The organism is Pseudonocardia nigra (assembly GCF_019396355.1).
Taxonomy (GTDB): Bacteria; Actinomycetota; Actinomycetes; order Mycobacteriales; family Pseudonocardiaceae; genus Pseudonocardia; species Pseudonocardia nigra.
The window spans coordinates 1-23,879 of record NZ_JAHKRK010000114.1; the positions used below are offsets into that span (position 1 = coordinate 1).

Annotated in this window: 21 protein-coding genes and 1 pseudogene; 2 read left to right on the forward strand and 20 right to left on the reverse strand. The window is 70.8% G+C overall.

Features of this window, described 5'->3' with window-relative positions; translation table 11 throughout:
• Positions 1–64 precede the first annotated feature (64 nt).
• From KME75_RS24305 to KME75_RS24330, 6 genes are all read right to left on the reverse strand, one after another.
• Positions 65–502 (reverse strand): carbohydrate ABC transporter permease, encoded by a 438-nt coding sequence (locus tag KME75_RS24305; protein WP_219417191.1) that lies wholly within the window; start codon positions 500–502, stop codon positions 65–67.
• Positions 503–621: 119 nt separating this feature from the next.
• The gene (locus KME75_RS24310; protein WP_219417192.1) at positions 622–1,563 is read right to left on the reverse strand and encodes a carbohydrate ABC transporter permease; all 942 of its coding nucleotides are present in this window, start codon (positions 1,561–1,563) and stop codon (positions 622–624) included.
• Positions 1,564–1,578: 15 nt separating this feature from the next.
• Entirely contained in the window at positions 1,579–2,553 is a 975-nt protein-coding gene (locus KME75_RS24315) for an ABC transporter substrate-binding protein (RefSeq protein ID WP_219417193.1), read from the reverse strand.
• Positions 2,554–2,954: 401 nt separating this feature from the next.
• A complete protein-coding gene (locus KME75_RS24320) occupies positions 2,955–4,028 on the reverse strand; it encodes an alcohol dehydrogenase catalytic domain-containing protein (RefSeq protein WP_219417194.1) in 1,074 nt (357 codons plus the stop codon).
• Between the two features lie 21 nt (positions 4,029–4,049).
• A complete protein-coding gene (locus KME75_RS24325) occupies positions 4,050–4,922 on the reverse strand; it encodes a sugar phosphate isomerase/epimerase family protein (RefSeq protein WP_219417195.1) in 873 nt (290 codons plus the stop codon).
• 28 nt (positions 4,923–4,950) lie between these two features.
• On the reverse strand, positions 4,951–6,027 hold the full coding sequence (locus tag KME75_RS24330; RefSeq protein WP_219417196.1) for a Gfo/Idh/MocA family protein: 1,077 nt from the start codon (positions 6,025–6,027) through the stop codon (positions 4,951–4,953).
• A gap of 442 nt (positions 6,028–6,469) precedes the next feature.
• Between KME75_RS24330 and KME75_RS24335 the strand changes: the two genes are divergently transcribed.
• Positions 6,470–7,708 (forward strand): ROK family protein, encoded by a 1,239-nt coding sequence (locus KME75_RS24335; protein ID WP_219417197.1) that lies wholly within the window; start codon positions 6,470–6,472, stop codon positions 7,706–7,708.
• Between the two features lie 8 nt (positions 7,709–7,716).
• Entirely contained in the window at positions 7,717–7,896 is a 180-nt protein-coding gene (locus KME75_RS43595) for a hypothetical protein (RefSeq protein WP_246632743.1), read from the forward strand.
• Positions 7,897–7,956: 60 nt separating this feature from the next.
• Here the strand turns inward: KME75_RS43595 and KME75_RS24345 are convergent, their stop codons facing one another.
• The 14 genes and pseudogenes from KME75_RS24345 to KME75_RS24410 all read right to left on the reverse strand — a co-directional run bounded on the left by KME75_RS24345 (position 7,957) and on the right by KME75_RS24410 (position 23,759).
• A complete protein-coding gene (locus KME75_RS24345; RefSeq protein WP_219417198.1) occupies positions 7,957–8,817 on the reverse strand; it encodes a carbohydrate ABC transporter permease in 861 nt (286 codons plus the stop codon).
• Positions 8,814–9,788 carry a carbohydrate ABC transporter permease gene (locus tag KME75_RS24350; protein WP_219417199.1) on the reverse strand — a complete coding sequence of 325 codons (975 nt, stop codon included), beginning with the start codon at positions 9,786–9,788 and terminating at the stop codon, positions 8,814–8,816. Before KME75_RS24350 ends, KME75_RS24345 begins: the two co-directional genes overlap by 4 nt.
• The gene (locus tag KME75_RS24355) at positions 9,769–11,016 is read right to left on the reverse strand and encodes an ABC transporter substrate-binding protein (RefSeq protein WP_219417200.1); all 1,248 of its coding nucleotides are present in this window, start codon (positions 11,014–11,016) and stop codon (positions 9,769–9,771) included. Before KME75_RS24355 ends, KME75_RS24350 begins: the two co-directional genes overlap by 20 nt.
• Before the next feature lie 76 nt (positions 11,017–11,092).
• The gene (locus tag KME75_RS24360; protein ID WP_219417201.1) at positions 11,093–12,139 is read right to left on the reverse strand and encodes an alcohol dehydrogenase catalytic domain-containing protein; all 1,047 of its coding nucleotides are present in this window, start codon (positions 12,137–12,139) and stop codon (positions 11,093–11,095) included.
• Between the two features lie 175 nt (positions 12,140–12,314).
• Complete coding sequence (locus KME75_RS24365; RefSeq protein WP_246632744.1) at positions 12,315–13,367, reverse strand: aldo/keto reductase; 1,053 nt, start codon at positions 13,365–13,367, stop codon at positions 12,315–12,317.
• A gap of 1 nt (position 13,368) precedes the next feature.
• Entirely contained in the window at positions 13,369–14,247 is an 879-nt protein-coding gene (locus tag KME75_RS24370; protein WP_219417202.1) for an MBL fold metallo-hydrolase, read from the reverse strand.
• A complete protein-coding gene (locus KME75_RS24375; protein ID WP_219417203.1) occupies positions 14,244–15,269 on the reverse strand; it encodes an aldo/keto reductase in 1,026 nt (341 codons plus the stop codon). Before KME75_RS24375 ends, KME75_RS24370 begins: the two co-directional genes overlap by 4 nt.
• On the reverse strand, positions 15,266–16,093 hold the full coding sequence (locus KME75_RS24380) for an FAD binding domain-containing protein (protein ID WP_219417204.1): 828 nt from the start codon (positions 16,091–16,093) through the stop codon (positions 15,266–15,268). The genes KME75_RS24375 and KME75_RS24380 overlap by 4 nt, the downstream gene beginning before the upstream one ends.
• Positions 16,090–16,560, reverse strand: coding sequence for a (2Fe-2S)-binding protein (locus KME75_RS24385; RefSeq protein WP_219417205.1), 471 nt, complete (start codon positions 16,558–16,560; stop codon positions 16,090–16,092). The genes KME75_RS24380 and KME75_RS24385 overlap by 4 nt, the downstream gene beginning before the upstream one ends.
• The gene (locus KME75_RS24390) at positions 16,560–18,851 is read right to left on the reverse strand and encodes a xanthine dehydrogenase family protein molybdopterin-binding subunit (RefSeq protein WP_219417206.1); all 2,292 of its coding nucleotides are present in this window, start codon (positions 18,849–18,851) and stop codon (positions 16,560–16,562) included. Before KME75_RS24390 ends, KME75_RS24385 begins: the two co-directional genes overlap by 1 nt.
• Positions 18,848–20,047 (reverse strand): mandelate racemase/muconate lactonizing enzyme family protein, encoded by a 1,200-nt coding sequence (locus KME75_RS24395; RefSeq protein ID WP_219417207.1) that lies wholly within the window; start codon positions 20,045–20,047, stop codon positions 18,848–18,850. The genes KME75_RS24390 and KME75_RS24395 overlap by 4 nt, the downstream gene beginning before the upstream one ends.
• Positions 20,048–20,162: 115 nt before the next feature.
• Positions 20,163–21,107: a 2-hydroxyacid dehydrogenase gene (locus KME75_RS24400; protein WP_246632748.1), complete on the reverse strand. Its 945-nt coding sequence runs from the start codon at positions 21,105–21,107 to the stop codon at positions 20,163–20,165.
• Between the two features lie 2 nt (positions 21,108–21,109).
• The gene (locus tag KME75_RS24405; RefSeq protein WP_219417209.1) at positions 21,110–22,753 is read right to left on the reverse strand and encodes a thiamine pyrophosphate-requiring protein; all 1,644 of its coding nucleotides are present in this window, start codon (positions 22,751–22,753) and stop codon (positions 21,110–21,112) included.
• Positions 22,750–23,759 (reverse strand): annotated as a pseudogene (locus tag KME75_RS24410) (2-hydroxyacid dehydrogenase). The gene KME75_RS24405 and the pseudogene KME75_RS24410 overlap by 4 nt, the downstream one beginning before the upstream one ends.
• Positions 23,760–23,879 lie beyond the last annotated feature (120 nt).

Consider the following 23,879-nt stretch of genomic DNA (forward strand, 5'->3'; position numbering starts at 1 on the left):
GCTGATCAAGCTCGAAGCCCGCAATGCCTTCGGGTTCCGCAACCCCATCAACCAACGCCTACGATCACGCTGCGCGAGCATCCGAGCGGCCCTCCGACCAGCCAAGCCCGGTTAACTTCGAAGACCCCCAATAGGTGTTGAATCCGCCGAGCTCACGCACGATCTGGAACTGCGGAACCAACAGCACCTGGAACGGGACCAGAACCGTCCCGAGAACGAGCATGAACAGCACGTTCTTGTACCGAAACTCGTATTTCGAGAAGGCGAACCCGGCGAGCGAGCTGATGAACAGCGTCAACGCCGTACCGAGCACGGCGACGATGACCGTGTTGAGGTACCACCGCGCGTACGGGAGGAGGTCGAACAGCGCGGCGATGTTGGCCAGCGTGGCATCGCGGGGGAGGAAGCTGATCGGTGTCGAGAAGATGTCGTCCTGCGCCTTGAAGGCGCTGACCATCATGAAGACGTAGGGCGCAGCCATCGCGAGGGCCAGGACCGTCACGAGTCCGGTGACCACTACGACGGGGAGCCGCCGATTCCTGCGCCGGCTTCGGCGCACCGGCGCACCCGGGCGTCGGACGTCGCCACCGGAGACGGATGTCGTACTCATCGCCCCACCCTTCACTTGGACGTGCGGTAGCCGCGGAACAACATGATGTTCAGGATCGACAGGATCAGGAGCACCGCGAACATCGAGTACGCGATCGCGCTCGCGTAGCCGATGTTGAAGTACCGGAAACCCTGCTGGTAGAGGTACAGGGAGAGCGTCAACGACGCGTCGGCCGGCCCGCCCTCGGTCATCAGCATCGGCTGGGCGAACAGGTTGTAGGAGCCGACGATCGCCTGGATCACGACGAACAGCGCCACCGGCCGCAGCAACGGCAACGTGATGTAGCGGAACGTCTGCCACTTGCCCGCACCGTCGACGGTCGCGGCGTCGTAGTAATCCCGGTTGATGGCGGCCAGCCCGGCCAGCCAGTACAGCGAGTTCAGCCCGAGATAGGTCCAGATCCCCATGAGGATCATCGAGGGCATCACCACTCGGGGATCAGTGATCCATCCCACCTCGACGCCGAACATCTGCAGGCCGGCGTTGAGCAGCCCGAAGTTCGTGTCGAAGACCTGCAGGAAGATGACGGAGATGACGACGGACGAGGTGATGACGGGCATGAAGAAGACGACCTTGAAGAGCGTCTTGACGGCCAGGATCCTCGACCGGAACAACAGCGCCAGACCGAGCGCCAGGGGCGAGAGGAGGAAAACGCTGCCCATCGTGTAGTACGTGGTGTTGAGCACCGCCCGCAGGTACTGGGGATCGCCGAGCATGTACGCGTAGTTGTCCAGCCCGACGAACGTCAGGTCGCTGAACCCGACCCCCTGGAAGAAGCTCAGGTACAGCGAGTAGATGATCGGGAAGAGCCCGAAGACGCCGAAGATCACGAAGAACGGGACGAGGAAGAGGTAGGGCGCCGTCCGCTTGCGGACCATCCACGACCCGCGGGCGCGCTGCCGTGGTCGCGGTGCGGAGGTGGCCGGCGGTGGCGTCTCTACAGTGGTTGCCATGGTGTCCTCGCCTCGTCAGGGGGTCGCCAGATCGATGACCTTCAGCGCTTCGCGCTGCGCGTTCTGCATCGCCGTTGCCGGGTCCAGGTCGCCTCTCATCCCGGGCGTGATCCCCGCCCGCAGCGTTGCCTGCGTGACCTGCGGCCAGAACGGCGAGTTGAACCAGTTGTTGATCTCGGACGCGTAGTCGCCGACCAGCTGCCCCACCGGCTGGTCGTCGAAGAACTCCGCCGGTTCGGTCAACCACGGCTCGCGATAGGCGGGCCGGTACGTGGGGAAGGTCTGGCGCTGGTCGTAGTCGAACCGGATGGATCCGATGTCGGAGTGCAGGAAAATGACGAAATCCACGGCCTCGGCGGGCAGCGGACAGGCCCGCGTGACGCACACGCCGGTTCCGCCCCAGGTGGCGGTGCGCGACGCCGAGGCGGCACCGTCCCACTGGGGGAACCCCTGCATCCGCCATTTCCCCGATGTCTCGGGGATGAAACTCTGGGTGTTGCCGCTGAAGAACCAGGGCGGGCCGAACATCGTCGCCACGGCTCCGCTGCCGAACGCCGCGAAGTGCTGTGGGCTGCCGCTCTCGAGATTGCTGGAGAGCATCGCCCAGCCGTCCTCGACGGCCTTGCGCCGGAACTCCATCGTGCGGATGCCGTATTCGTCGGCAACCCGCGGCATCCCGTTCTCGTCGAAGAAGCCGCCGCCCTGCTGGAGGGTGAACATCCACCACTCCGGCCAGTCGAGGTACTCCATGTCGATCAGGTACCGGCCGGTGTCGCGGCGGTACCTCCGTGCCTCCTCGGCGAACTGGTCCCAGGACTCGATCGGCGTGGTGACCCCGGCCTCCTCGTAGAGGTCCGAGCGGTAGCACATCAGGCAGGTGTTCTGCTCGCTGCCGATCCCGTAGATCCCGCCCCGGTAGGACCAGGGGTCGAACGCCGACGGCCCGTAGAACTGGTCCACCAGGTTCCGGCGCCGCAGCTCCGGGGCCATGTCGACGAAGATGGGCTCGCCCAGGACGTAGTTGCCGAAGCGGCTGATCTCGACATCGCAGAGGTCGGGTCCGCCGAGCCGGCCATCGCCGCGATGAGGATCTTGTCGTGCATCTGCTCGAACGGCAGGTACACGAACTCGAGCTCGAAGTCCGGGTTGTTCTGCTGCTTGTAGAGCTGCCAGGCGTTGCGGTGCCAGTCCCCGCGACCGGTTCGGTCCCACGACCAGACGCTGAGGACCGGCTTACCGTCGATCGTCTCCCGGGTGTCGGTTGCACACCCGCTCGCTCCGAGGCCGACCGGAGCGAGCGCCCCGATCGAGGCGGCCCGCAGGAAGTCTCGGCGTGACAGTTGCGGCACAGAAACCACTCCTTTGTGGTGATCCTCCCGAGAGGCACTCGGCTAGGACGTGCTCGTCGCCTTCCGGCCCGGATCGCCGTTGAGCAGGATCACGGACTTGATCGTGTCGGATCCGGAGTCGAAGGTCTCGGCGTAACCGTCCAGCGGCACGACGGTCGTCAGGAGGCCGCGCAACCACTCCCCGTCGGCGTGCAGCAGCGCGGCGTGGGCCGCCTCGAAATGGCCGCGACCGGAGCTGGACACGCCAGTGATCACCCGGTTGCCGCCGGTCAGGCCGCGGCTGAAGGAAGCGAGCTCCACCACGGGGACAGCTCCGCCGTGGCCGCCCGCCACCAGGCACAGTGCCCCGCCCGGGGCGGTCGCGGCGATGGCCGCCGCCACCAGTTCACCGGTGCACTCGATGACCGCGTCGAATCCAGCACCACCGACGCCGGTGCCGAGATCGTCGGTGCCGCGGTGGTACACGGCCCCGAGGGCGCGAACCTGACGGACCTTCGGCCCCCCACTCACCTGATCGACGACGTGGACCTCGTAGCCGCGCTGCGTGCCCAGCAGCGCGGCCAGGAGGCCGATCGGCCCGGCCCCGAGGACGAGCGCCCGCCCCGGCTGCCGTCGCACCGCGCCGTCCACGCGCTCCCACGCCTTCGCCACGATGCTGGCCGGTTCGACGAGCACGCCGGCCAGCCCGAGCTGCGGGCTCACGGCGACGGCGTAGCGCTCGGCGAGGACGTAGCGCTCGGCGGCGTAACCGTCGCACCCCTTGATGCCGCGCTCGGTGAAGTCGCCGTTCAGGCAGATGTCCAGGTCACCCGCCGCGCAGTTCGCGCACGGGTGCGGGTCCGGGCGGCGCACCAGCCCCGTGACCAGGTCGCCCGGCGCGAACCGGGAACCGGGCCGGGCCCGGCGCACGCGCCCGAGCGACTCGTGGCCCAGCACCAGCCGGTCGCCGGGCGCGGCGCCGCGAAGACCCCGGGCGAGGAGCGAGCGGTCGGTACCGCAGACACCGACCGCGATGCCGTCGACGAGCAGGTCCCCGTCGTCGGGCGTCGGCTCCGCGAGGTCCGCCAGGCCGAGACGTGCCCCGCCCCCGCAGTCGTGGATCGTCAGCCCGCGCATGGGCGTCCTCCCCCGTATCCGCTAGATGCCGAGCTTGCGGAGGTTCTCCCGACTGATCCGGGCGCTCTCCAGCGGACTGGCCTTCTGCGTCACGTCGGTCTCGACGATCAGCCAGCCGTCGAAGTCGACGCCGTCGAGAATCGAGAACAGGCCGGCGAAGTCGACCCCACCCTCGTCGATCTCGGTCCAGATCGCGTGCTCCTCGAAGGTCTTGTAGTCCCAGCCCGCCGCGGCGCCCTCGTCGCGGACGCTGAAGACGACATCCTTGAGGTGCATCGTCTTGATCCGGGTGGCGTGCCGGCGGGCGAACTCGACGACGTCGACCCCGGCCCACGCCAGGTGGCCCGTGTCGGGGCCGAGGAACACGACCTCCGGGTCGACTGCGGCCAGGAGCCGTTCGATCTCGTCCTCGGTCTCGATGAACGTCCCGGCGTGGTTGTGGTAGCAGGCGCGCACGCCGAGCTCCAGCATGACCTCGCCGACCGCCTGCAACGTGTCCGTCAGCTGCCCGAACTCGCGCTCGGGCAGCGCGTCCTCGGCGGTGACGTGGCCGACGGCCTGCCGCCGCGTCCGACCCGACCCTGTCGGGCGGTCGAATCCGCCTGCGGAGACGTAGACCTCGGTCAGCCCCAGCTCCTTCGAGAGCTCGGCGTACCGCCGCGCGGCGGCGAGGTTCTCCTCCCGCTTCCTGACGTCCCAGAAGTCGCCCCAGAGGTATCCAGGCGCGACGTCCAGTCCGCGGTTGTCGAAGTACGCCTTGATCTCCTCGGCGTTCTCGCCGTGCCGTGGGCTCCAGGGCGCGCCCTCGTATCCGGCGCGACGGATGTCGTCGAGCGCGGTGTCGTCGGGAAGACCGCGCCAGGTGATCTGGCCACATCCGATTCGGACCTGCATTCTCTTCTCCTCCTGGTCGGGTGGTGCGTCAGGCGAGCAGGCGCTCTCGTGCACTTGCCGGAATCGGGGACGACGGGTGGCAGGTGGTGGCCAGCTCCACTCGCTCGCCACCCTTGGCGGAGCGGACCAGCGAGGCGATCAGGTCCACCACGTGGCAGGCGAGCTCGGCGCTCGCGCGTGGGGCGCGGCCCTCCCACAGCGCGAGGACCATCTCGGCCACGCCGAGACCGCGCTGGTTGCGCGGCCACGCGCCGCCTTGCCGACTGCCCGGCAGCTCGCTCCAGTCCCGCTCGCCGTGCATCCGGACGTAGGCGGCGTCGCCGAAGTTGTTCGGGTTGGGCAGCGCGATGGCCCCGTCGGTGCCGTACACCTGCACGACCGGCACCTCCGAGCGGTGGGAGATGCCCCAGACGAGGCCCACGTTCGCCACTGCCCCACTGGCGAACTCCACGACGCCGGAGACCGAGATGGGGGCGCCCATCGGCCGCTCCTCCGGCCGCCCCTCCGCCGTCCAGGTGCGCGCCGCCCCGCTCACGCGGACGGCAGGCCCGAACAGGTTGACCAGCGCGCTCAGGTAGTACGGCGCCATGTCGAAGAACGGCGTTGGGCCGTCGGTGTAGAGGCTGGGGGCGGCCAGGGAACTGCGCAGCATGACCGCCGTCGCGGAGAGCGGGCGACCGATCCGGCCCTCCGCCAGCGCCGCCCAGGTGGCCTGGAACCCGGAGCCCAACATCGTGTCGGGAGCGCACGCAAGGGAGAGCCCCCTCCGGGCCGCCTCTGTGATCAGGTCCTGAGCCTCGGTCACGCTCGTCGCCAGCGGCTTCTCCGAGTAGACGTGCTTGCCCGCGGCCAGGGCCGCACGCGTCACGTCGACGTGCGCCGTGATAGGCGTCAGGTTGAGGACGATCGCGATCGAGTCGTCGGCGAGGAGCTCGTCCGGGGCCGCGACCCGGGGGATCCGATACTGGTCGGCGACCCGTTTGGCGACGTCGGTATCGACGTCCGCGACCGCGGCCACGTCCATCACTGAACTTCGGACCAGATTGGGCAGATACTGGTGGCTGACCTTGCCGCAGCCCAGGATTCCGATGCGAACTGGTTCCATGGAGGCCCCCTGGAAGCCGATCGACGCAGGCTGAACACATCGCCCGACGTCAGACGGGAGACGGAGTCAGATGAGTGGGAATCTGCAGAGTCCGCCGAGAGCGGCGAACGGCCGACCATCGCGACAGGAGAGGATCCTCGCCTCGAGCTCGCGATGGGATCTCGTCGGAATTAGTAATGGCTCCATACGTAACATACTCCGAGGGTGAGATTTGTCAACCCGCCGGAACTGCTCGGTCACGGTTTGTGGGGAGAATTGCATGATGATCCTTATTGCGCTTCGCGATGACCGCCCATGACGGACGAGATCCGGCGAGCGGACGGATGACCCGGGTTCAGGACCGCCCTCTGCAGGCCGTGCGGCACCCGACACGGCAGGATGGCGGCATGGTGCGGTACGGGACGGCGCACGGGGCTGCGGTCGGAATCCGCTGGGGTGCGCGGTGACGTCGGGCTCAGGCCGGGACACGGTCAGCGTTCGCAGGCACAACCTGCGCACCGTGCTGCGCCACCTGCACCTGCACGGACCCACCACCAGGACCCAGCTCGGGAAGATCACCGGCTTGACCCGCAGCGCCGTCGGCGACCTGGTGGCCGAGCTGACGGCGCGCGAGCTCGTGAGCGAATCCGATGTGGTCGCCGAGTTCGGCCGCACCCGCGGCCGCCCTTCCCTGCTCGTCGCCCCCCGGGCCGACGTGGCGCGCGTGCTCGCCGTGGTGATCGGGGACGACACGCTACGGGCCGCATGGGTGGGCCTCGGCGGCAGCGTCGGCACCGTCACCGAGATGCCCCACGATTACGTTCCCGGCGACCCGGAACCCAGCCTCGAGCAGCTGACGACCATGCTCCGCGGGCTGCTGTCGGGCACCGCGCACCTGCCTCTTGCGATCGGAGTGGCCGTCCCGGGCCTGGTGCGGGCCACCGACGGCGCGGTCGCGCTCGCCCCGCGCCTCGGCTGGCGGGACCTGCGACTCGACGACGAGCTGCGCCGCCGGATCGACGTACACGCGCCCCTGGTGACCGGGAACGACAGCAACCTCATCGCGCTCGCCGAGCACCTGCGCGGAGCCGGCCGTGACCACGACCACATGATCTACCTGGGCTGCGAACTCGGTGTCGGCGGCGGCATCATCGTCGACGGCAGGCTGCTGCAGGGCGGGCACCCCGGCTACGCGGGTGAGGTCGGCCACATGGTGATCGGTGACGGGGTGCTCTCCTGCTACTGCGGGGGGCACGGCTGCTGGGAGACCCAGGTCGCCGCCGACGCCGTGTTCCGGCACGCCGGGATGACGGTCACAGGCGCGCATGCCCGCAAGGCCGCCCTTGCCGAGCTGCTGGCCCGGTCCGAGCAGCGCGACACCGAAGCCCGGGCCGCCCTTACCGCCTTGCTCCCGGCCTTCGCGGCCGGCGTCGCCACCCTGCTCTCGCTGTTCAACCCCGGCCGGGTCATCCTCGGCGGCGTGTTCGCCCACCTGCTGCAGCACGCCGAATCCGAACTGCGCGCCGCCATCGCCTACCGCCGCCCGGTCCTGTCGAACGGCCCGATCGACCTGGTCTCCGCCGAGCTGGGGACGCAGGGTCCGCTGCTCGGCGCCGCCGAGGCCGCCGTCGACGCCTTCCTCGCCGGCTTTCGCACCGGGCCGGCCGCAGCTCCTCGAGCGGCTCGGGGCGCCGACCGCTGAGCTCCGGCATGAGTGAGCGACGGCGCGACGGCGAACCCGTCGGTTGTGGGCGGCACCGGGTATCCGATCACGCTGGCCGGCCCGGCCTCGATCCCGACCGCGGAAGTCTTACCGTCGCCCTGCACGCCGCCCGCGATCAGCTCGTCGCCGCAGCCAGTGTCATCGCCGACACCATGATCGACCCGTGATCGGCCGCCGCGTCCTGGACCATCTCCTGCCCGCCCGCCGGGTCCGCGCCAACTTTGCGCCTATCCCTTGACCGCGCCCGCCAGCAGTCCCCGCATGAACAGCTTGCCGAGCAGGAGGTAGACGACGATCGTCGGCAGTGCGGCGATGAGCGCACCCGCCATCTGGACGTTCCACTCCACCGAGTAGCTGCCGGCGAGGTTCTGCACCGCCACGGTCACCGGAGCGACCGTCGGGCTGTTGAGCACGACCACGGCGAGGATGAAGTCGTTCCAGATCGTCGTGAACTGCCACAGCAGCACCACCGCGATCACCGGGGGCGCCACGGGCAGCATGAGCCAGCGGAAGATCCGGAAGAACCCGCAGCCGTCGATCTTGGCCGCGTCGAGCAGCTCGTCGGGGATCCCGGCGAAGAAGGTGCGGAACATCAGCGCCGTGATCGGGATGCCCAGGATGGCGTGCACCACGATCAGTCCCGGGATGCTGCCGTAGAGCCCCAGGGTCCGCAGCGTCAGGACGAGCGGGATGATCAGGCCCTGGTACGGCAGGAACATCCCGAACAGGACCAGCCGGAAGATCACCTCCGAGCCCCGGAAGCGCCACTTCGCGAAGACGTACCCGTTGACCGCACCGATCATCGTGGAGACGAGCGCCGCCGGGATGACGATCAGCATGCTGTTGGTGAAGTTGCCCCCGATTTGCTCCCACGCCCGCAGGAAGGCGTCGAAGGAGGGGACGGCCGGCAGCTGCCACATCGTGGCGACGTCGACACCGGCGTACGGCTTCAACGCGGTGATGACGAGCACGTAGATCGGCATCAGGAAGTACGCGGCGAACGCGATCAGGATCGCGTAGATCGCAGCGCGAGCGGCGACGTTGCGGGCGCCGAGCCCGGGCCGGACGGCCGACGTTTGCAGCGTCATCCCAGCCCCATCCTCTCCCGCCTGCGGCTGCTCATCACGTACGGGATCAGCAGCAGACCGGCGATCAACATCATGATCACTGCGACCGACGCCGACCGCGCGAACAGGTTCGACTGGAACGCGAGGTCGTACATGAACAGGCCGAGCATGTCGGTGGCGAACCCGGGCCCACCGCCGGTCATCGTCGCCAGGATGTCGAAGGTCTTCACCGACACCATCCCCGTCAGCAGGACGGCGGTGAACGTAACCGGGGTGAGCAGCGGGATGATCACCCGGCGGTACAGCGCGAAGCTCCCGCACCCGTCGATCCGGGCCGCCTCGACCAGCTCCTGGGGGATGCCCCGCAGGCCGGCCAGGTAGATCGCCATGATGTACCCGGACATCTGCCACGCGTTGGCGGTGGAGACGGCCAGGATCCCCCAGTCCGTGCTCGTGTACCAGCTCGGCTGGACGGATCCGAGCCCGATCGCCTGCAGGATCAGGTTGATGCCGGTCGTCGGCTGCATCAACCAGTGCCAGGCGACGCCGGTGACGATGAGGGACACGGCGAAGGGCAGGATGTAGATCGTCCGGAAGAACGTCTCGCCCTTGATCCGCTGGTTCAGCAGCACCGCCAGGACGAACCCGGTGACGATGCACTGCGCCATGAAGGACACGCTGAACAGCACCAGGTTGCGCAGATCGGTGTGGAAGCGTTCGTCGGCGACGACCTCCCGGTAGTTGTCCAGGCCCACGAACGTGTAGTCGGGGAAGATGGTCGTCCAGTCGATCGTGGACGCGTACCCGGTCCACACGACGAACAGGTAGACGAACACGGCCACGGCCAGCAGCGACGGGCTCACCACGAGGATCGCGATCAGCCGGTCGCGGTGACGCGCATCGAACCTGCGCGGCGCCGGAGCGGCCCCGTGGGGGCCGCCGCCGGCGGGCGGGCGCAGGCGTTCGGTGGGCCTACTTCCGGAAGTCAGCATCGGCGGCCGCCCGGACGAGCTCCGCCTGCGTGGCGGCGGGGTCCTGGTTCACGTCGAACTTGTGCATCGTGTCGTCGAACGCAGCGAGGAAGCGGGGGCCGGCAGCGGAGCCGTCCTCCAGCGACGGCACGATCGACGGGGCGCCGTCCCACTGCTCGACCGCCCACAGCTGGTACTCGTCGTAGCGGCTGGTGTCGCGGTCGGACCGCGGCGAGATCGACCCCTTGAGCGGGTTGAACGCGTCGTGGCCCTCCTTGCTCCCGATCACCTTGAGCCAGTTCGTGGCGTCCGTGGGGTCGTCGAGGCCCATCGGCAGGCCGAAGGAATCCGAGACCAGGTCGTAGACGCCGTCCGTCTCGGGCGCCGGGACCCACCCGTAGTCGGTGAACCCCTGCTGCTTGAGCAGCCCGTTGGTCCAGTCGCCGTTGATGAGCGTCAACGCCTTGCCGTCCGAGATGAGCTTGGGTGCGTCGGAGCCCTGGTAGCTCAGGTAGTCCTGGTTGGCGTACGGGAAGCACCGCACCGCGGTCTCCAGCGCCTCGGTCACCTCCGGGCTGTCCCACGGCGTCGTCCCGTCGAACAGGCCCGTGTACCCGTCGGCACCGAGCTTCGCCAGCAGCAGGGCCTCGACCAGGTGGGCGGTGGTGTTGCCGTTGGCCTCGGCCATGCCGATCGCGGGGATGCCCTGTCCCTTCGCCTTCTCGGCGAGGGCGAAGAACTCGTCCCATGTCGCGGGCGGCGTGCCGCCGACCTGGTCCATGAGTGGCTTGTTGTACCAGAGGACGTTGTTGCGGTGGATGTTCACCGGGACGCCGTACGGCTTGGCCTCCCAGGACGCGATCTCGATCAGGGAGGCCGGCAGCACCTTCGCGTAGCCCTCCTCCTGGTACAGGGAGTCGAGCGGCTCCATCGTCCCGACCTCAACCCAGGTCTCGATGAGCTCGGCACCGAGGTGCACCTGGAACGAGTCGGGCGGGTCGTTGCCCAGGACGCGCGTCTGCAGGATGGCCTTCATGTTGGCCCCAGCGCCCCCGCCTCCTGCCACCGCGGCGTTGACGATCTCCACCTCCGGATGCCGCGACCGGTAGACGTCGAAGAGCGCGTTGAGCGCCTCCACCTCACCACCGCTCGTCCACCAGGAGAAGATCTCCAGACCGCCACCCCCACCGGCACCGGAGGTGCCGCACGAGGCGAGGAGCGAGCCACCGGCGACAGCTGCGCCGGCCATACCCAGCGGGCGAGGAATTCTCGTCGCCCCATCCTCATCTGAGTCACCTTTGACTCCTTTTCTGGACTGGTTCGGATCACGCGGTGAAGCGGATGACCGCCTTGATCTGTTCGGGGCCGGTGTCGAAGGCCGCTCGCCAGTTCTCGAGCGGCACGCAGTCGGTCAGCAGACCGTCGAGCCATGCCCGATCGGCCCTCCGGAGCGCGGCGTGTGCCGCTTCGAAATGTCGGCGGTTGGAGTTGACGGTGCCCATGACCGTCCGGCTCCGGGAGATCAGCTGGCGTGCCAGGTCGGCCAGGTTCATCTCGCCTACGGATCGGACGTCACCGACGCCGACGAGACAGGCGGCACCGCCGGGAGCGGTGCGGTCGATGGCCTCGGCGACGAGCACCCCGCTGCATTCTATGACGGCGTCGAACGTGCCGTGCAGGGATTCGGTCGAGGAGTGGTACGTGGCGCCGAGGGCACGGACCTGCCGCGGTTTCGGACCGTGCGCCACCTGGTCCACGACGTGGACGTCCAGGTCGCGCTGTACTCCGAGAAAGGCGGCGAGGAGACCGATCGGGCCGGCCCCCAGGATCAGCGCCCGGTGCCGCGGCAGCCGCACCGCGTGGTCGAGCTGCTCCCAGGCCTTCGCGACCACGCTGGTGGGCTCGAGCAGCACACCGGCCAGGCCGAGGTCGGGGTCCACCCGCACGGCGTACTCCGGCTCGAGCCGGAAGCGTTCGGAGCCGAACCCGTCCCGGCCGAGGATGCCGCGCTCGGTGAAGCCCCCGTTCTCGCAGAGGTCGAACTGGCCCACCGCGCAGAACGCGCACGGGACCGGGTCGGGGCGCCGCACGATGCCCACCACGAGATCGCCCACCACGAAATCATGCGGTGCGACCCGCGACCCGGCGGGGGCTTCGAGGACCCGGCCCAGCGACTCGTGGCCGAGGACGAGCCCGGAACGGCCTGCCGGTGCCAGCCGAGGCCCCTTCGCGACGATCTCACGGTCGGTCCCGCACACTCCGAGGGCGAGGGCCTCGACGAGGAGGTCCCCGTCTTCCGGGGCGGGTTCGGGGACGTCGTCGAGCACGAGAGTGCCGCCGTGCCCGTTCGGATGAACGCTGAGCGCCCACATTGGCGCCTCCCGAGGCTTTGTTTTGTTCCCGTCCTTATCATAAAGGAGGCCGGGACATTGTCAACCTCCGCGAAATGGCCCGCGGAGGCCGACCCGGAAAGATCGCTCAGTTCGACAAGATCGCGCAGTTACATGATCGCGCAGTTCAAGATCGCGCAGTTCAAGATCGCTGAATTCAGAGGCCGGAATCCGCGAGCGTGTAGCGCAGGCGGGGCCGGTTCATCTTCAGCTGGTGCCAGTACGGGTACGGCAGCGGCCGCGCGGACACCCGGTCCAGCGCCGCCACCTCCTCGTCCGTCAGCGCCCAGGACGCCGCGTCGAGGTTGTCCTCGAGCTGCTCCGGGGTGCGGGCCCCGATGATCACCGACGTGACGCCGGGACGCCGCAGCAGCCAGTTGATCGCGACCTGCGCGATGCTGGTGCCGCGCTCGCGCGCGATCCCGTCGAGCGCATCGACGATGTCGAAACCCTGCTCGGTGTCCATCGTCCCGGTGTCGCCGAGCGTCTCGCGCCTGCTGCCCGCGGGCGGCGTCTGGCCGCGGCGCTGCTTCCCGGTGAGGAAGCCACCGGCGAGCGGGCTCCAGACGAGCACGCCGACGCCCTGGTCCTGGCTGACCGGCAGCAGCTCGTGCTCCAGTTCGCGGCCGACGAGGCTGTAGTACGCCTGCAGGGAGACGTACCGCTCGAAGCCGCGCCGCTCGGACACCGACAGGGCCTTCATGAGGTGCCACGCCGAGTAGTTCGAGCAGCCGATGTAGCGGACCTTGCCCTGGCGCACGAGGTCGTCGAGCGCGCGGAGGGTCTCCTCCATCGGCGTGCGCTCGTCGATCGAGTGCACCTGGTACAGGTCGATGTAGTCGGTGCCGAGCCGCCGCAGGCTCGCTTCACACGCCTCGATGATGTGGTGGCGGGACTGGCCCCGGTCGTTGGGGCCGTCACCCATCGGGCCGTTGAGCTTGGTGGCGACGAGGGCGTCCTGGCGTCGCTTCCCGAGCGCCTGTCCCAGGATCTCCTCCGAGAGCCCCTGCGAGTAGACGTCGGCGGTGTCGAAGAAGTTCACGCCCGCCTCGAAGCACCTGTCGACCATGCGCGTCGCCTCGTCGACCTGGACCTTCCCCATGGGGGCGTGCCGGCCGGCGCCGCCGAACGTCATCGTCCCCATGGTCAGGACCGGCACCTGCAGGCCGCTGTTCCCCAGGAACCGCGTCTCGATGCTCGCGTCGTTCATGTCAGCCTCTCCCGTTCCGTCCGAGCCGATGGACACCGATCGGCCGGGCCTTGCTCGGAACGATCACCGTCAGTTCGGGGTGATCATTTTCGGTCAGTGCGACCGCGCGCGAGGGGTGGCCCGGGTTGCCCTCGAACATGTCCCAGTGCATCGGGACGAGCACCTCGGCGCCCGCGCGCACGGCGAGCTCGACCGCCTCCTCGGCGGACATGTTGCCGACGATGTTGCGCGCCTCGCGCTCGGCGTCGCGGCCGTTGATCGGCAGCAGCACGACGTGTGCCTCCAGCCCGGCGAGCTCCTCCGCCAGGCCGGGATAGGCCAGGCAGTCGCCGGAGTGGTAGACCCGCGTGCCGCTGAGGTCCACGACGTAGCCGAGGAAGCGCACCAGGCCACCGGACAGCTCGGCGCCGGTGCCGTAGGCGTCCGCCATGTCCACGCCGTGGTGGGCGGGGAGCGGGTCGACCCGCACCGAGCCGACCGTGACGGGCCGCCCCGGCTGGGCCGGCTCGATCAGCTCCCGACGGATCCCGAGGGACTCGAGCCGGTCGACCACCGGCTCCGGCACCACCCACCGCGCCGCGGAGCCGGCCTCGGCGAACGCGCGGGCGACGTCGACGTCGAGGTGGTCACCGTGCTCGTGGGTCACGAGCACGGCGTCCACGCCCGCGCCCACCTGTGCGGCGTCGGCCGCCGGGAACGGCGGCGGGAACCGCCGCGCCCCGGCCGGGGTCAGGTACGGGTCGACCAGCAGCGTCGTGCCGGCGCCGCGGAGCAGGAACCCGGCCTGCCCCAGCCACCACAGCAGCACCTCGCCCTCGCCGAGCGGCACGCCCGCCGCGTCCGCGAACGACCACGCCCGGGTCCGCGCTGCCGCCGTCATGCCGGTGTGGGGGTGTCGGGGGCCAGCAGACCCTCGTCCCGCAGCGCCGTCCACAGCTGGGCGGGGATGTCGTGGCCGAAGGCCTCGAGGCAGGACTGTGCCTCGCCGGCGTTCTTCACCCCGGGGATCACGGCGGCGACCGCCGGGTGCCCGAGCGGGAACTGCACCGCGGCCGCGGGCAGCGGCACGTCGAACGCGGCGCACACCTCCTGTAGCCGGCGGGCCCGTTCCCGCTCCTCCGCGCCGGCCTCCCGGTAGTAGTAGGTCGCGCCCGCCACCGGGCCGGTGGTGAGGATCCCCGAGGCGAACACCTGGCCGATCACGACCCCGACGCCGCGGTCGGCGCAGCGGTTCAGCTCCGCCAGCCCGCCCTGCTCCATCAGCGTGTACGGGCCCGCGACGAGGAACAGGTCCGGGTCGAACCGGTCCAGCCAGTGCGGCACCAGCCCGATCTCGTTGATCCCGAAGCCGACCCCGCGGATCACGCCCTGCGCCTTGAGGTCCTGCAGCGCCGCCCAGCCCGACCGCAGCAGGTCGTCGGTGTGGGCGTCCATGCGCGCCTGCGGCGCGAGGTGGACCAGGTCGAGGTCGTGCACGAGCACGAGGTCGATCGCGGAGATGCCCAGCCGCTGGATCGAGTCCTCGATCGAGCGGAGGACGCCGTCGCGGCTGTAGTCGTAGTGCACCTCCCACGTGCCGACGTCACCCATGGCGGTGCGCGCCGCCGGGCGCTGCACCGAGCGGGCCGGCCGGATCAGGCGCCCGACCTTCGTCGAGACCACGAACGACTCGTCACAGCGACCGCCGAGGAAGCGGCCCAACCGCTGCTCGCTGATCCCGCGCCCGTAGAACGGGGCGGTGTCGTAGTAGCGCACCCCGCCGGCCCAGGCCGCGTCGAGGGCGGCCGTCGCATCCTCGTCGCGGTACTCGGGTCGAGGCAGCTTGAGCGCGCCGCCGCCGAACCCGAGCTGCGTGACCTCGACGCCGGTCCGTCCGACCTCCCGCGTCGCCGCCGGTTTCACGACGTACCTCCCCGCTGCGCCGCTGCCTCCAGCGCGCGGCGGACCAGCACGCGCACGAGGTGCCGCCGGTACTCCGCGCCCGCGCCCGGCTCGTCGGGCGGCTGGGTGCCCTCGGCCGCGCGCCCCGCGGCCTCGGCGATCGATGCCCCGCCGGCCAGTGCCTGCTCCACCGCGGTCGCCCGCAGCGGGGTCGGCCCCATGTTGACCAGCGCGATGCCGGTGCCGGACACGGCCACGCCGACGATCGCCCAGTCGAGCGCGCGGCGGGTGAACTTCTGGAAGTCCCATCCCGGCGACGCGGGCTTCGGGATCCGGATCTCGGTGAGCAGCTCGCCGGGCTCGAGCGCGGTCTCGAACAGGTCCCGGAAGAACTCGCCGACCGGGATCTGCCGGGTGCCCGACGGGCCGCGGGCGACGAGCGTGGCGTCCATCGCGAGGGCCACGGCGGGCAGGTCGGCGGCCGGGTCACCGTGGGCGAGCGAGCCGCCGATCGTGCCGCGGTGGCGGACCTGCGGGTCCCCGACGAGCCCGGCGGCGTGCGCCAGCAGCGGAGCCTCGCGGGCAACCACGTCCGAGGCCTCCAGGTCCCGGTGCCGGGTCAGCGCGCCGATCGCGATGACGTCGCCCTCGTCGCGGACGTAGGACAGCTCGCGCAGCCTGCCGATGTCGACGACCGTCTCCGGCGCCGCGAGCCGCAGCTTCATGAGCGGGAGCAGGGAGTGCCCGCCGGCGAGCACCTTCGCCTCGTCGCCGTGCTCGGCCAGCAGGGCCAGCGCGGCGTCGAGCGAGTCGGCCCGGCGGTAGGTGAACGGAGCGGTGATCACTGCGCACCCCCGTCCTTCGCCGCTGCCAGCACGGCCCGGACGATGTTGTGATAACCCGTGCACCGGCACAGGTTCCCCTCCAGCCCGCTCCTGACCTGCTCCTCCGTCGGATCGGGCACCTCGCGCAGGAGCGACACCGACGCCATCACCATGCCCGGTGTGCAGAACCCGCACTGCAGGCCGTGCTCGGTCTGGAACGCCTGCTGCATCGGGTGCAGCGAGCCGTCCTCCGCAGCGAGCCCCTCGATCGTGGTGACGTCGGCGCCGTCGGCCTGCGCGGCGAGCACGGTGCACGACTTCACCGACTCGCCGTCCAGCAGCACCGTGCACGCCCCGCACGAGGTGGTGTCGCAGCCGACGTTGGTTCCGGTGAGGTCGAGGTGCTCGCGCAGGTAGTGCACGAGCAGCGTGCGGTCCTCGACCTCGGCGGTGGTCTCCTTGCCGTTGACCCGGATGGCGACCTCCATCAGGACCGTTCTCCCTTCGCGTCGACGATCGCGGCCCAGACCCGCTCCGGGGTGGCCGGCATGTCGATGTGCCGCACGCCGAGCCCGGCGAGGGCGTCGACCACGGCGTTCTGCACGGCGGGCGTGGCGCCGATCGTCCCGGCCTCGCCGATGCCCTTGACCCCCAGCGGGTTGAGGCCGGTCGGCGTCTCCATCTCCAGCAGTTCGAAGCTCGGCAGCTCGCCCGCGGTGATGAACGCGTAGTCCATGAGGTTCGCCGTGACCGGGTTGCCGTCGGCGTCGTAGGCCATCCGCTCCAGCAGCGCCTGTGCCGCGCCCTGCGCGATGCCGCCGTGCCGCTGCCCCTCGAACGTCACCGGGTTGAGCACGCGGCCCGCGTCGTCGACCGTGATGTGGCGGACCAGCCGCACCTTGCCGGTCTCGGTGTCGACCTCGACGACGGCCAGGTGCGTGCCGAACGGGAACGTCGGCGACTCCTCGGCGAACAGGACGTCGGCGGCGAGCCCGCCGTCGGGGGCGGCCCGCTGCGCCACCTCGGCCCACGACAGCATGGGTCCGGCGGTGCCGCGGACCTGCCAGACCCCGCGGCCGGTGTCGAGCTCGAGGTCGGCCTCCGCCGCCTCCAGCAGGTCGGCGGCGAGCCGCCGCGCCTGCTCCACCACCTCGGTGCCCGCCTGGTGCACGGCGGCCCCGCCGAGCTGCAGCGACCGGGACCCCATCGTGCCGTTGCCCGTCGGCACCAGGTCGGTGTCCCCGTGGCGGACGGTGATCCGCTCCAGCGGCACGCCGAGCAGGTCGGCGACGAGCATCGCGAAGGACGTCGCCAGCCCCTGGCCGTGCGGAGAGCTGCCGGTCAGCACGTCGACCGACCCGTCGGGGCGCACCTCGACCCGCCCGTACTCCCCCGCCGCGTTGTTGGGCGCGGTGATCTCGACGTACGACGACAGCCCGAGCCCCAGCTGCACCGGTGAGCCGTCGGCCCGCCGGCGGGCCTGCTCCTCGCGCAACCCGCGGTAGCCGGCCGCGTCGAGCACCGTGTCCAGTGCCTTCGCGTACTCACCGGTGTCGTAGGTGGCACCGGACGGGGTGGTGAACGGGAACGCCTCGGGCCGGATGTAGTTGCGCCGCCGCACCTCGGCCGGGTCCACCCCGGCCTCGGCCGCGAACAGGTCCATCGCCCGCTCGACCGCCGCGGTCGCCTCCGGCCGGCCCGCGCCGCGGTAGGCGGAGATCGGCGTGGTGGTGGTGAGCACGGCCCGCGCCGCCGACTCCACCTTCGGGAAGGCGTAGGCGCCGCTGGTCATGAGCATCGTGAGCTTCGGCAGGAACGCGGCGTCGCACGGGTACGCGCCGACGTCCTGCAGGACCTCGAGGCGGTAGGCGAGGACGGTGCCGTCGCGGCGGCCACCGATCGTGACCGTCTGGCGCTGCCCGCGCCCGTGGGTCATCGCGACCATGTTCTCGCTGCGGGTCTCCACCCACCGCAGCGGGCGCTCGACCCGCCGCGACAGCCACCCGAGCAGCACCGCGTCCGGGTCGACACCGATCTTGGCGCCGAACCCGCCGCCGACGTCCGGCGTGATGATCCGGACCTGGCCGTCGGCCAGCCCGAGCGCCTGCTGCACGGTGTCGCGGCAGGACTGGACGTTCTGGGTCGAGAGCCACATGGTCAGCCGGCCCTCGCCGCCCCACCCGCACGCCGCGCCGCGCACCTCGAGCGGCGCTGGGGCCACCCGCTGGTTGACGATCGTGCGGGTGACCACGACCTCGCAGTCGTCGAACAGGTGCTCGTCGAACGGTTCCCCGGCGGTGCCGGTGAGGTTCGTGCCCGCCTCCGGGAACAGCAGGGTGTCGCCGCGCAGCGCGTCGTCGAGGTCGACGACGGCGGGCAGCGGCTCGTAGTCGACGACCACCAGTTCGGCGGCGTCCTCGCCCCGGTGCCGGTCGTCGGTGATCACCACCGCGACCGGCTCGCCGACGTGGCGCACGACGTCGGTGGCCAGGAACGGCCGGGTCATCGCCGCGGGCGGGCCGTCCCCGATCCCGTTGCCGGGCGGCAGCGGCGCCAGGTCGACGTCGGCGCCGGTGAACACCGCGACCACGCCCGGGGCGCGCCGCGCCTCGTCGACGTCGATCCCGGTGATCCGGGCGTGTGCGATCGGGCTGCGCACGTAGGTGACGTGGGCCGCGCCCGCCAGCAGCGGCTCGCGCAGGTCGTCGATGTAGACGCCGCCGGTGTCGAGCAGCTTCGGGTCCTCGGTGCGGACCACGCGGGTGCCGAGAATGCTCATGACCGTCCCTCCGCCGCGGGCGCCAGCCGCCGGGCCAGGTCCTCGTTCAGGTCGTGGCCGAGGCCGGGGCGTTCCGACAGGACCACGTAGCCGTCGCGCCACTCGATCGGCTCGTCGAGCAGCTCGGCGTGCAGCCCGCCGAACCGCTCGATCGCCTCCATGATCAGGAAGTTCGGGCAGCAGGCGCCGAGCTGCACCGACGCCGCCGCGATCAGCGGACCGCCCCACACGTGCGGCGAGATCTGCAGGTAGTGGGCCTCGGCCATGCCGGCGATCTTCTTGCTCTCCAGGATTCCGCCGACCTGGCCGACGTCCAGGTTGAAGATCGCGGCCGCCTCGTGCTCGATCAGCCGGGCGAAGTCGTACTTCGTGGTGAGCCGCTCCCCCGTGGTGATCGGGATGCGGGAGGCGCGCGCGACCTTCGCCATCTCGGCCATGTTCTCCGGGGGCACCGGCTCCTCGAACCACAGCGGGTCGTACGGCTCCAGGCGCCGCGCCAGCCGGATCGCGCCTGCCGCCGTCATCTGGCCGTGCGTGCCGACGAGGATGTCGCAGCGGTTGCCGACGGCCTCGCGGATCGCGCGGATCACCGCCTCGGCGGTGTCCAGCGCGGAGAGCGAGTACTGCACCGGCACCGTCTGGCCCAGCCCCTGGTCCTGGGTGACGGGGAAGCCGAACGGGTCCAGCTTGACCCCGGTGAACCCCAGGTCGGCGTAGTACGCGGCGCGCTCGGCCACCAGGTCCGGCTGCATCCACAGCTCGTGCCGGTCCACGTCGCCTGCGTCGTCCGGGTAGATGTAGGTGTAGGTGCGGACGCGGTCGCGCACGGCGCCGCCGAGCAGCCGGTGCACCGGCTGGCGCACGTCCTTGCCGACGATGTCCCAGCAGGCCATCTCCAGGCCACTGATGATCGCGAGCTTGGTCTGCTCGGGGTAGTGGCTGTAGCCCGCCCGCGCGTACAGCTTCTCGTACAGCAGCTCGATCTCGTACGGGTCGTGGCCGAGCAGGTGGTTCTCCACCAGGTCCTCGATCAGCACGGCCATCGCCTGCGGCCGGAACGCGCTGGCGAGCATCATGACCTCGCCGTAGCCGCGCACCCCGGTGTCGGTGTCCAGGCGCAGGAAGAGCCACACCTTGCCGCCCTTGTGCGGCGGCGGGACCTCGATCGGGAAGGTCTCGACCCCGGTGATCTTCATCGGATCGCCTCCTCGGCGTGGGTCGGTGGGAATGGGGGCCGGTCCGAGTGGCAGGAAAGCCACGTTCCGGACGGTGAATGACAGGAACGTGGCTTTCCTGCCGGTTGTGCGGGGGCTACGGGACCGGCGTGATGGCCTGGCCCGTCGTGAACCAGGACCGGATGTTGTCGACCATGCACCGGTCCATGTCCTGCCGGGTCTCGAACGTGTTGCTGGCGATGTGCGGGAGCAGGACCACGTTGTCGGCCTCGCGCAGCGCCTGCGGAACGTTCGGCTCGTCGTCGAAGACGTCCAGGCCCGCCCCGCCGATCGTGCCCGTGACCACGGCGTCGACGAGCGCCTCCTCGTCGACGAGCCAGCCACGGGAGATGTTGACGAACACGCCCTGCGGGCCGAGCGCGGCGAGCATCTCGCCGTCGACCAGATGCCGCTGCCCCGGGCCACCGGCCGCGCACAGGAACAGGAAGTCCGACTCCCGCGCCAGCTCCACTCCCGTGGAGTACGGCGGGTAGTCGACGTCGGGCGCCGGCCGCGGGTCGTAGTAGGAGATCTTCATGTCGAACGCGGCGAGCCGCTTGGCGAGCATCCGCCCGATCCGACCCATGCCGAGGATGCCTGCGCGCTTGCCGGAGAACCGGCTGCCCGACGCCGGCTGCTGCCCGGCCGCCCAGGAGCCCGCCCGCAGCCACCGGTCCCCGGCCGTGACCCGCCGGGAGACGTCCATCGCCAGCACCACGGCGGTGTCGGCCACGTCCTCGTAGAGGACCGGTGTCGTGGTCACGACGATCCCCCGCTCGCGGGCGCAGGTGAGGTCGGTGCGCTCGAGCCCGACCCCGAACAGCGAGACGATCTCCAGCTTCGGCAGGGCGTCCATGACGGGCGCCGACACGCCGACCATGGGGCTGGTGACGATTCCGCGAACGCGCTCGGCCGCAGGCCCCAGCGCGGCGGCGACGTCCGCGCTCGCCCCGACCTCGTGCAGCGTGAATTCGGCGGCGAGCGCCTCGAGCACAGCAGGGCGCAGCGCGCCGATCGCGGCGAGCTCCACCCGGTCCGACATGGTCACGAAGACCCCCTGGGGTATCGGGAGACCGTGGTCTCCTTGCTGGTCATGAACTCGAGCAGCGCCGGCTGACCCGCCTCCGTCGCCGCGATGCCGCGCTTGATCGCCGGGACGATCTCGCCGGGCTCGGTGATGCGCTCCCCGTGCCCGCCCAGTGCCCTGGCGAGCGCGGCGTAGTCGCCGGAGATGTCCGTGGACCGGTACCTCTGCGTGGAGACCGGCATCCGGGACAGCTCGATGGCCATGCTGTGGTTGTTGAGCAGCACCGACAGGATCGGGATGCGTTCGCGCACCGCGGTCTCGAAGTCCATGCCGGTGAAGCCGATGGCCGCGTCGCCCCACACGTTGATGCAGAGCGCCTCGGGGCGGGCGAGCTTCGCGCCCATCGCCAGGCCCAGCCCGTAGCCGAGCTGCGTGGTCTTGCCCCACCCGATGTAGCTCAGCGGGCGGGTGCTGGTCCAGAACGGCGAGAGCTGATCGCGGGGGCTGCCCGCGTCGTGGGTGATGATCGTGTTGTCGACGTCCACCGTGTGCTGCAGGTCCCACAGCACCCGGTAGGGCGACAGCGGGGACTCCTCCGAGGTCAGCTTCGGCAGCCACTCGGCGAGCCATTCCTCGCGGACGCCCGCGATCTCGGCGGCGACCGGGCCGGCGTCGCGGGGGGCAGCGATGAGCGGGCGCAGCTCGGCCAGCAGCGCATCCAGCGTGAGCGCCGCGTCGCCGACCAGTCCGATCTCCGCCGGCAGGTCCTTGTTCAGGTGCGCCGGGTCGAGCGTGGCGTGCACGACCCGCTTGTCCAGCGGCAACTGCGTGCCGAACGAGGTCTCGGTGAAGCTGCACCCGATTCCGAGGATCACGTCGGAGGCGTCGAGGAAGTGCCGCACCGGCTTCGGGATCGCGAGACCGCCCGAGCCCAGGGCGAGCGGGTGGTCCTCCGGGAACGCGCTCTTGCCCCCGAGGCTGGTGGTCACCGGAGCGGCGAGCAGCTCGGCCAGCTCGCGCAGCAGGTCCCACGCCTCGGCGTAGTGCACGCCCTGCCCGGCGTAGATCACCGGGCGCTGCGCCTGCGCCAGCAATGCGGCCGCGCGTCGCACGTCGGCCGGGTCCGGCCCGTACCGCACCCGCCGGACGGGCGTGTACACGAGCGGCTCCGGCACCTCCTCCTCCCACAGGTCGACCGGGATCTCGACGATGACCGGCCCACCGCGCCCGCTCCGCAGCCGGGTGAACGCCCGCCGCAGGACGTTCGGCACCTCGGCGGCGGTGACGATCGGCTCGGCCGACTTGCTGATCGCCGCCATGCTGCGGGAGGCGTGGTAGTTGGGGTCGACGTACGCGAGCCGGCGCGGATAGCCCGCGGGCAGCACGAGGATCGGCACCGACTCCGAGTACGCCTGCGCGATGCCGCCGTAGGCGTTCTCGGTACCCGGCCCGTGCTGCATCGCGAAGACGCCGATCGTGCGGCCGCTCGTCACCCGCGACATGGCGTCGGCCATGTGCAGCCCGATGCGCTCCTGCCGCACGACCACCGGCCGGATCCCGGCGACGGCCGCCTGCTCGATGATGTCGTTGACCGGATACCCGGTCAGGATCTCGACGCCCTCGCGCCCGAGGATCTCCGCGACGGCCTCGCGGACCTTCATCCCGCCCCCTCACCGGTCGGGACGAGCCGGTCGGCCACCTCCGGGTTCACCAGGTTCTCCGGGCGCTTGCCGAGCAGGGCGTCGCGCACGTTGCGCGCGGCCATCCGGCTCATCTCGCGGCGCGTGGTCCCGGTCGCGCTGCCGAGGTGCGGCAGCAGCACCACCCGATCGCGGAGCTCGCGCAGCAGTGGGTCCACCTCGGGCTCGCGCTCGTAGACGTCCAGCCCGGCCCCCGCGATGACACCGTCGCGCAGCGCCGCGGCCAGCGCCGCCTCGTCCACGATCGGGCCACGCGCGGTGTTGATCAGCATCGCGGTCGGCTTCATCCGGGCGAACGCGGCGGCACCGAAGACGTGCCGCGTGGAGTCCAGCAGCGGCGCGTGCACCGACACGAAGTGCTGCGCTCCAGCAGCTCCTCGAACGACACGAACGTCACCCCGAGCTCGCGCTCGTCCTCGGCCGCGAGCCGGTGCACGTCGTGGTAGAGCACCGTCATGTCGAAGCCGCGGGCCCGGCGGGCGACCGCACTCCCGATCTGGCCGAGCCCGAACAGCCCGAGCGTGGCGCCGTGCACGTCCACTCCCATCTGCTCCTGCCGCACCCGCCAGTGCGTGTACTGCCCGGCCCGCAGGAACGCATCACCCTCCGGGACCCGCCGGGCGGTCGAGAGCAGCAGCGCGAACGTCAGGTCGGCCGTGGCGTCGGTGAGCACGCGCGGAGTGTTGGTGACGGCGACGCCCGCCGCGGTCGCCGCGGCCACGTCGATGTTGTCGAAGCCGACGGCGACGTTGGCCACCACCCGCAGCTGCGGGCACGCCGCCAGGAACCCGGCGTCGATGCGGTCGGTGAGCAGGCAGATCAGCCCGTCGTAGCCCGCCACCGCGGCCCGCAGCTCCTCGGCGGCCAGCGGCCGGTGGTCGCGGCGCACGTCCACCGTGATGCCGGACCCCTCGAACTCCTCCAGGGCGTCCTCGACGATCTCCTGGGAGACGAAAACCCTGCTCACTGGTGCACCATCCTTGTGTCGGTAGCCGCCAGGCTGCTGATGCACCCGAGGTGCCCCTGGGTCACCGCCCTGCTCGCTCGACGCTGCGACGTCCAGCATGAGTTTCGCGGGGCCCGGTGG

Excerpts from the sequence above, each read along its gene's own strand:
- KME75_RS24370 (WP_219417202.1), bottom strand. The coding sequence starts at position 14,247 with ATGACGGCGGCAGCGCGGACCCGGGCGTGGTCGTTCGCGGACGCGGCG.
- KME75_RS24355 (WP_219417200.1), bottom strand. The coding sequence starts at position 11,016 with ATGGCCGGCGCAGCTGTCGCCGGTGGCTCGCTCCTCGCCTCGTGCGGC.
- KME75_RS24345 (WP_219417198.1), bottom strand. The coding sequence starts at position 8,817 with ATGACGCTGCAAACGTCGGCCGTCCGGCCCGGGCTCGGCGCCCGCAAC.
- KME75_RS24400 (WP_246632748.1), bottom strand. The coding sequence starts at position 21,107 with ATGTCGGACCGGGTGGAGCTCGCCGCGATCGGCGCGCTGCGCCCTGCT.
- KME75_RS24360 (WP_219417201.1), bottom strand. The coding sequence starts at position 12,139 with ATGTGGGCGCTCAGCGTTCATCCGAACGGGCACGGCGGCACTCTCGTG.
- KME75_RS24310 (WP_219417192.1), bottom strand. The coding sequence starts at position 1,563 with ATGGCAACCACTGTAGAGACGCCACCGCCGGCCACCTCCGCACCGCGA.
- KME75_RS43595 (WP_246632743.1), top strand. The coding sequence starts at position 7,717 with ATGAGTGAGCGACGGCGCGACGGCGAACCCGTCGGTTGTGGGCGGCAC.
- KME75_RS24365 (WP_246632744.1), bottom strand. The coding sequence starts at position 13,367 with ATGAACGACGCGAGCATCGAGACGCGGTTCCTGGGGAACAGCGGCCTG.
- KME75_RS24395 (WP_219417207.1), bottom strand. The coding sequence starts at position 20,047 with ATGAAGATCACCGGGGTCGAGACCTTCCCGATCGAGGTCCCGCCGCCG.
- KME75_RS24320 (WP_219417194.1), bottom strand. The coding sequence starts at position 4,028 with ATGCGCGGGCTGACGATCCACGACTGCGGGGGCGGGGCACGTCTCGGC.
- KME75_RS24330 (WP_219417196.1), bottom strand. The coding sequence starts at position 6,027 with ATGGAACCAGTTCGCATCGGAATCCTGGGCTGCGGCAAGGTCAGCCAC.
- KME75_RS24325 (WP_219417195.1), bottom strand. The coding sequence starts at position 4,922 with ATGCAGGTCCGAATCGGATGTGGCCAGATCACCTGGCGCGGTCTTCCC.
- KME75_RS24315 (WP_219417193.1), bottom strand. The coding sequence starts at position 2,553 with ATGGCCCCGGAGCTGCGGCGCCGGAACCTGGTGGACCAGTTCTACGGG.
- KME75_RS24350 (WP_219417199.1), bottom strand. The coding sequence starts at position 9,788 with ATGCTGACTTCCGGAAGTAGGCCCACCGAACGCCTGCGCCCGCCCGCC.
- KME75_RS24385 (WP_219417205.1), bottom strand. The coding sequence starts at position 16,560 with ATGGAGGTCGCCATCCGGGTCAACGGCAAGGAGACCACCGCCGAGGTC.
- KME75_RS24405 (WP_219417209.1), bottom strand. The coding sequence starts at position 22,753 with ATGAAGGTCCGCGAGGCCGTCGCGGAGATCCTCGGGCGCGAGGGCGTC.
- KME75_RS24390 (WP_219417206.1), bottom strand. The coding sequence starts at position 18,851 with ATGAGCATTCTCGGCACCCGCGTGGTCCGCACCGAGGACCCGAAGCTG.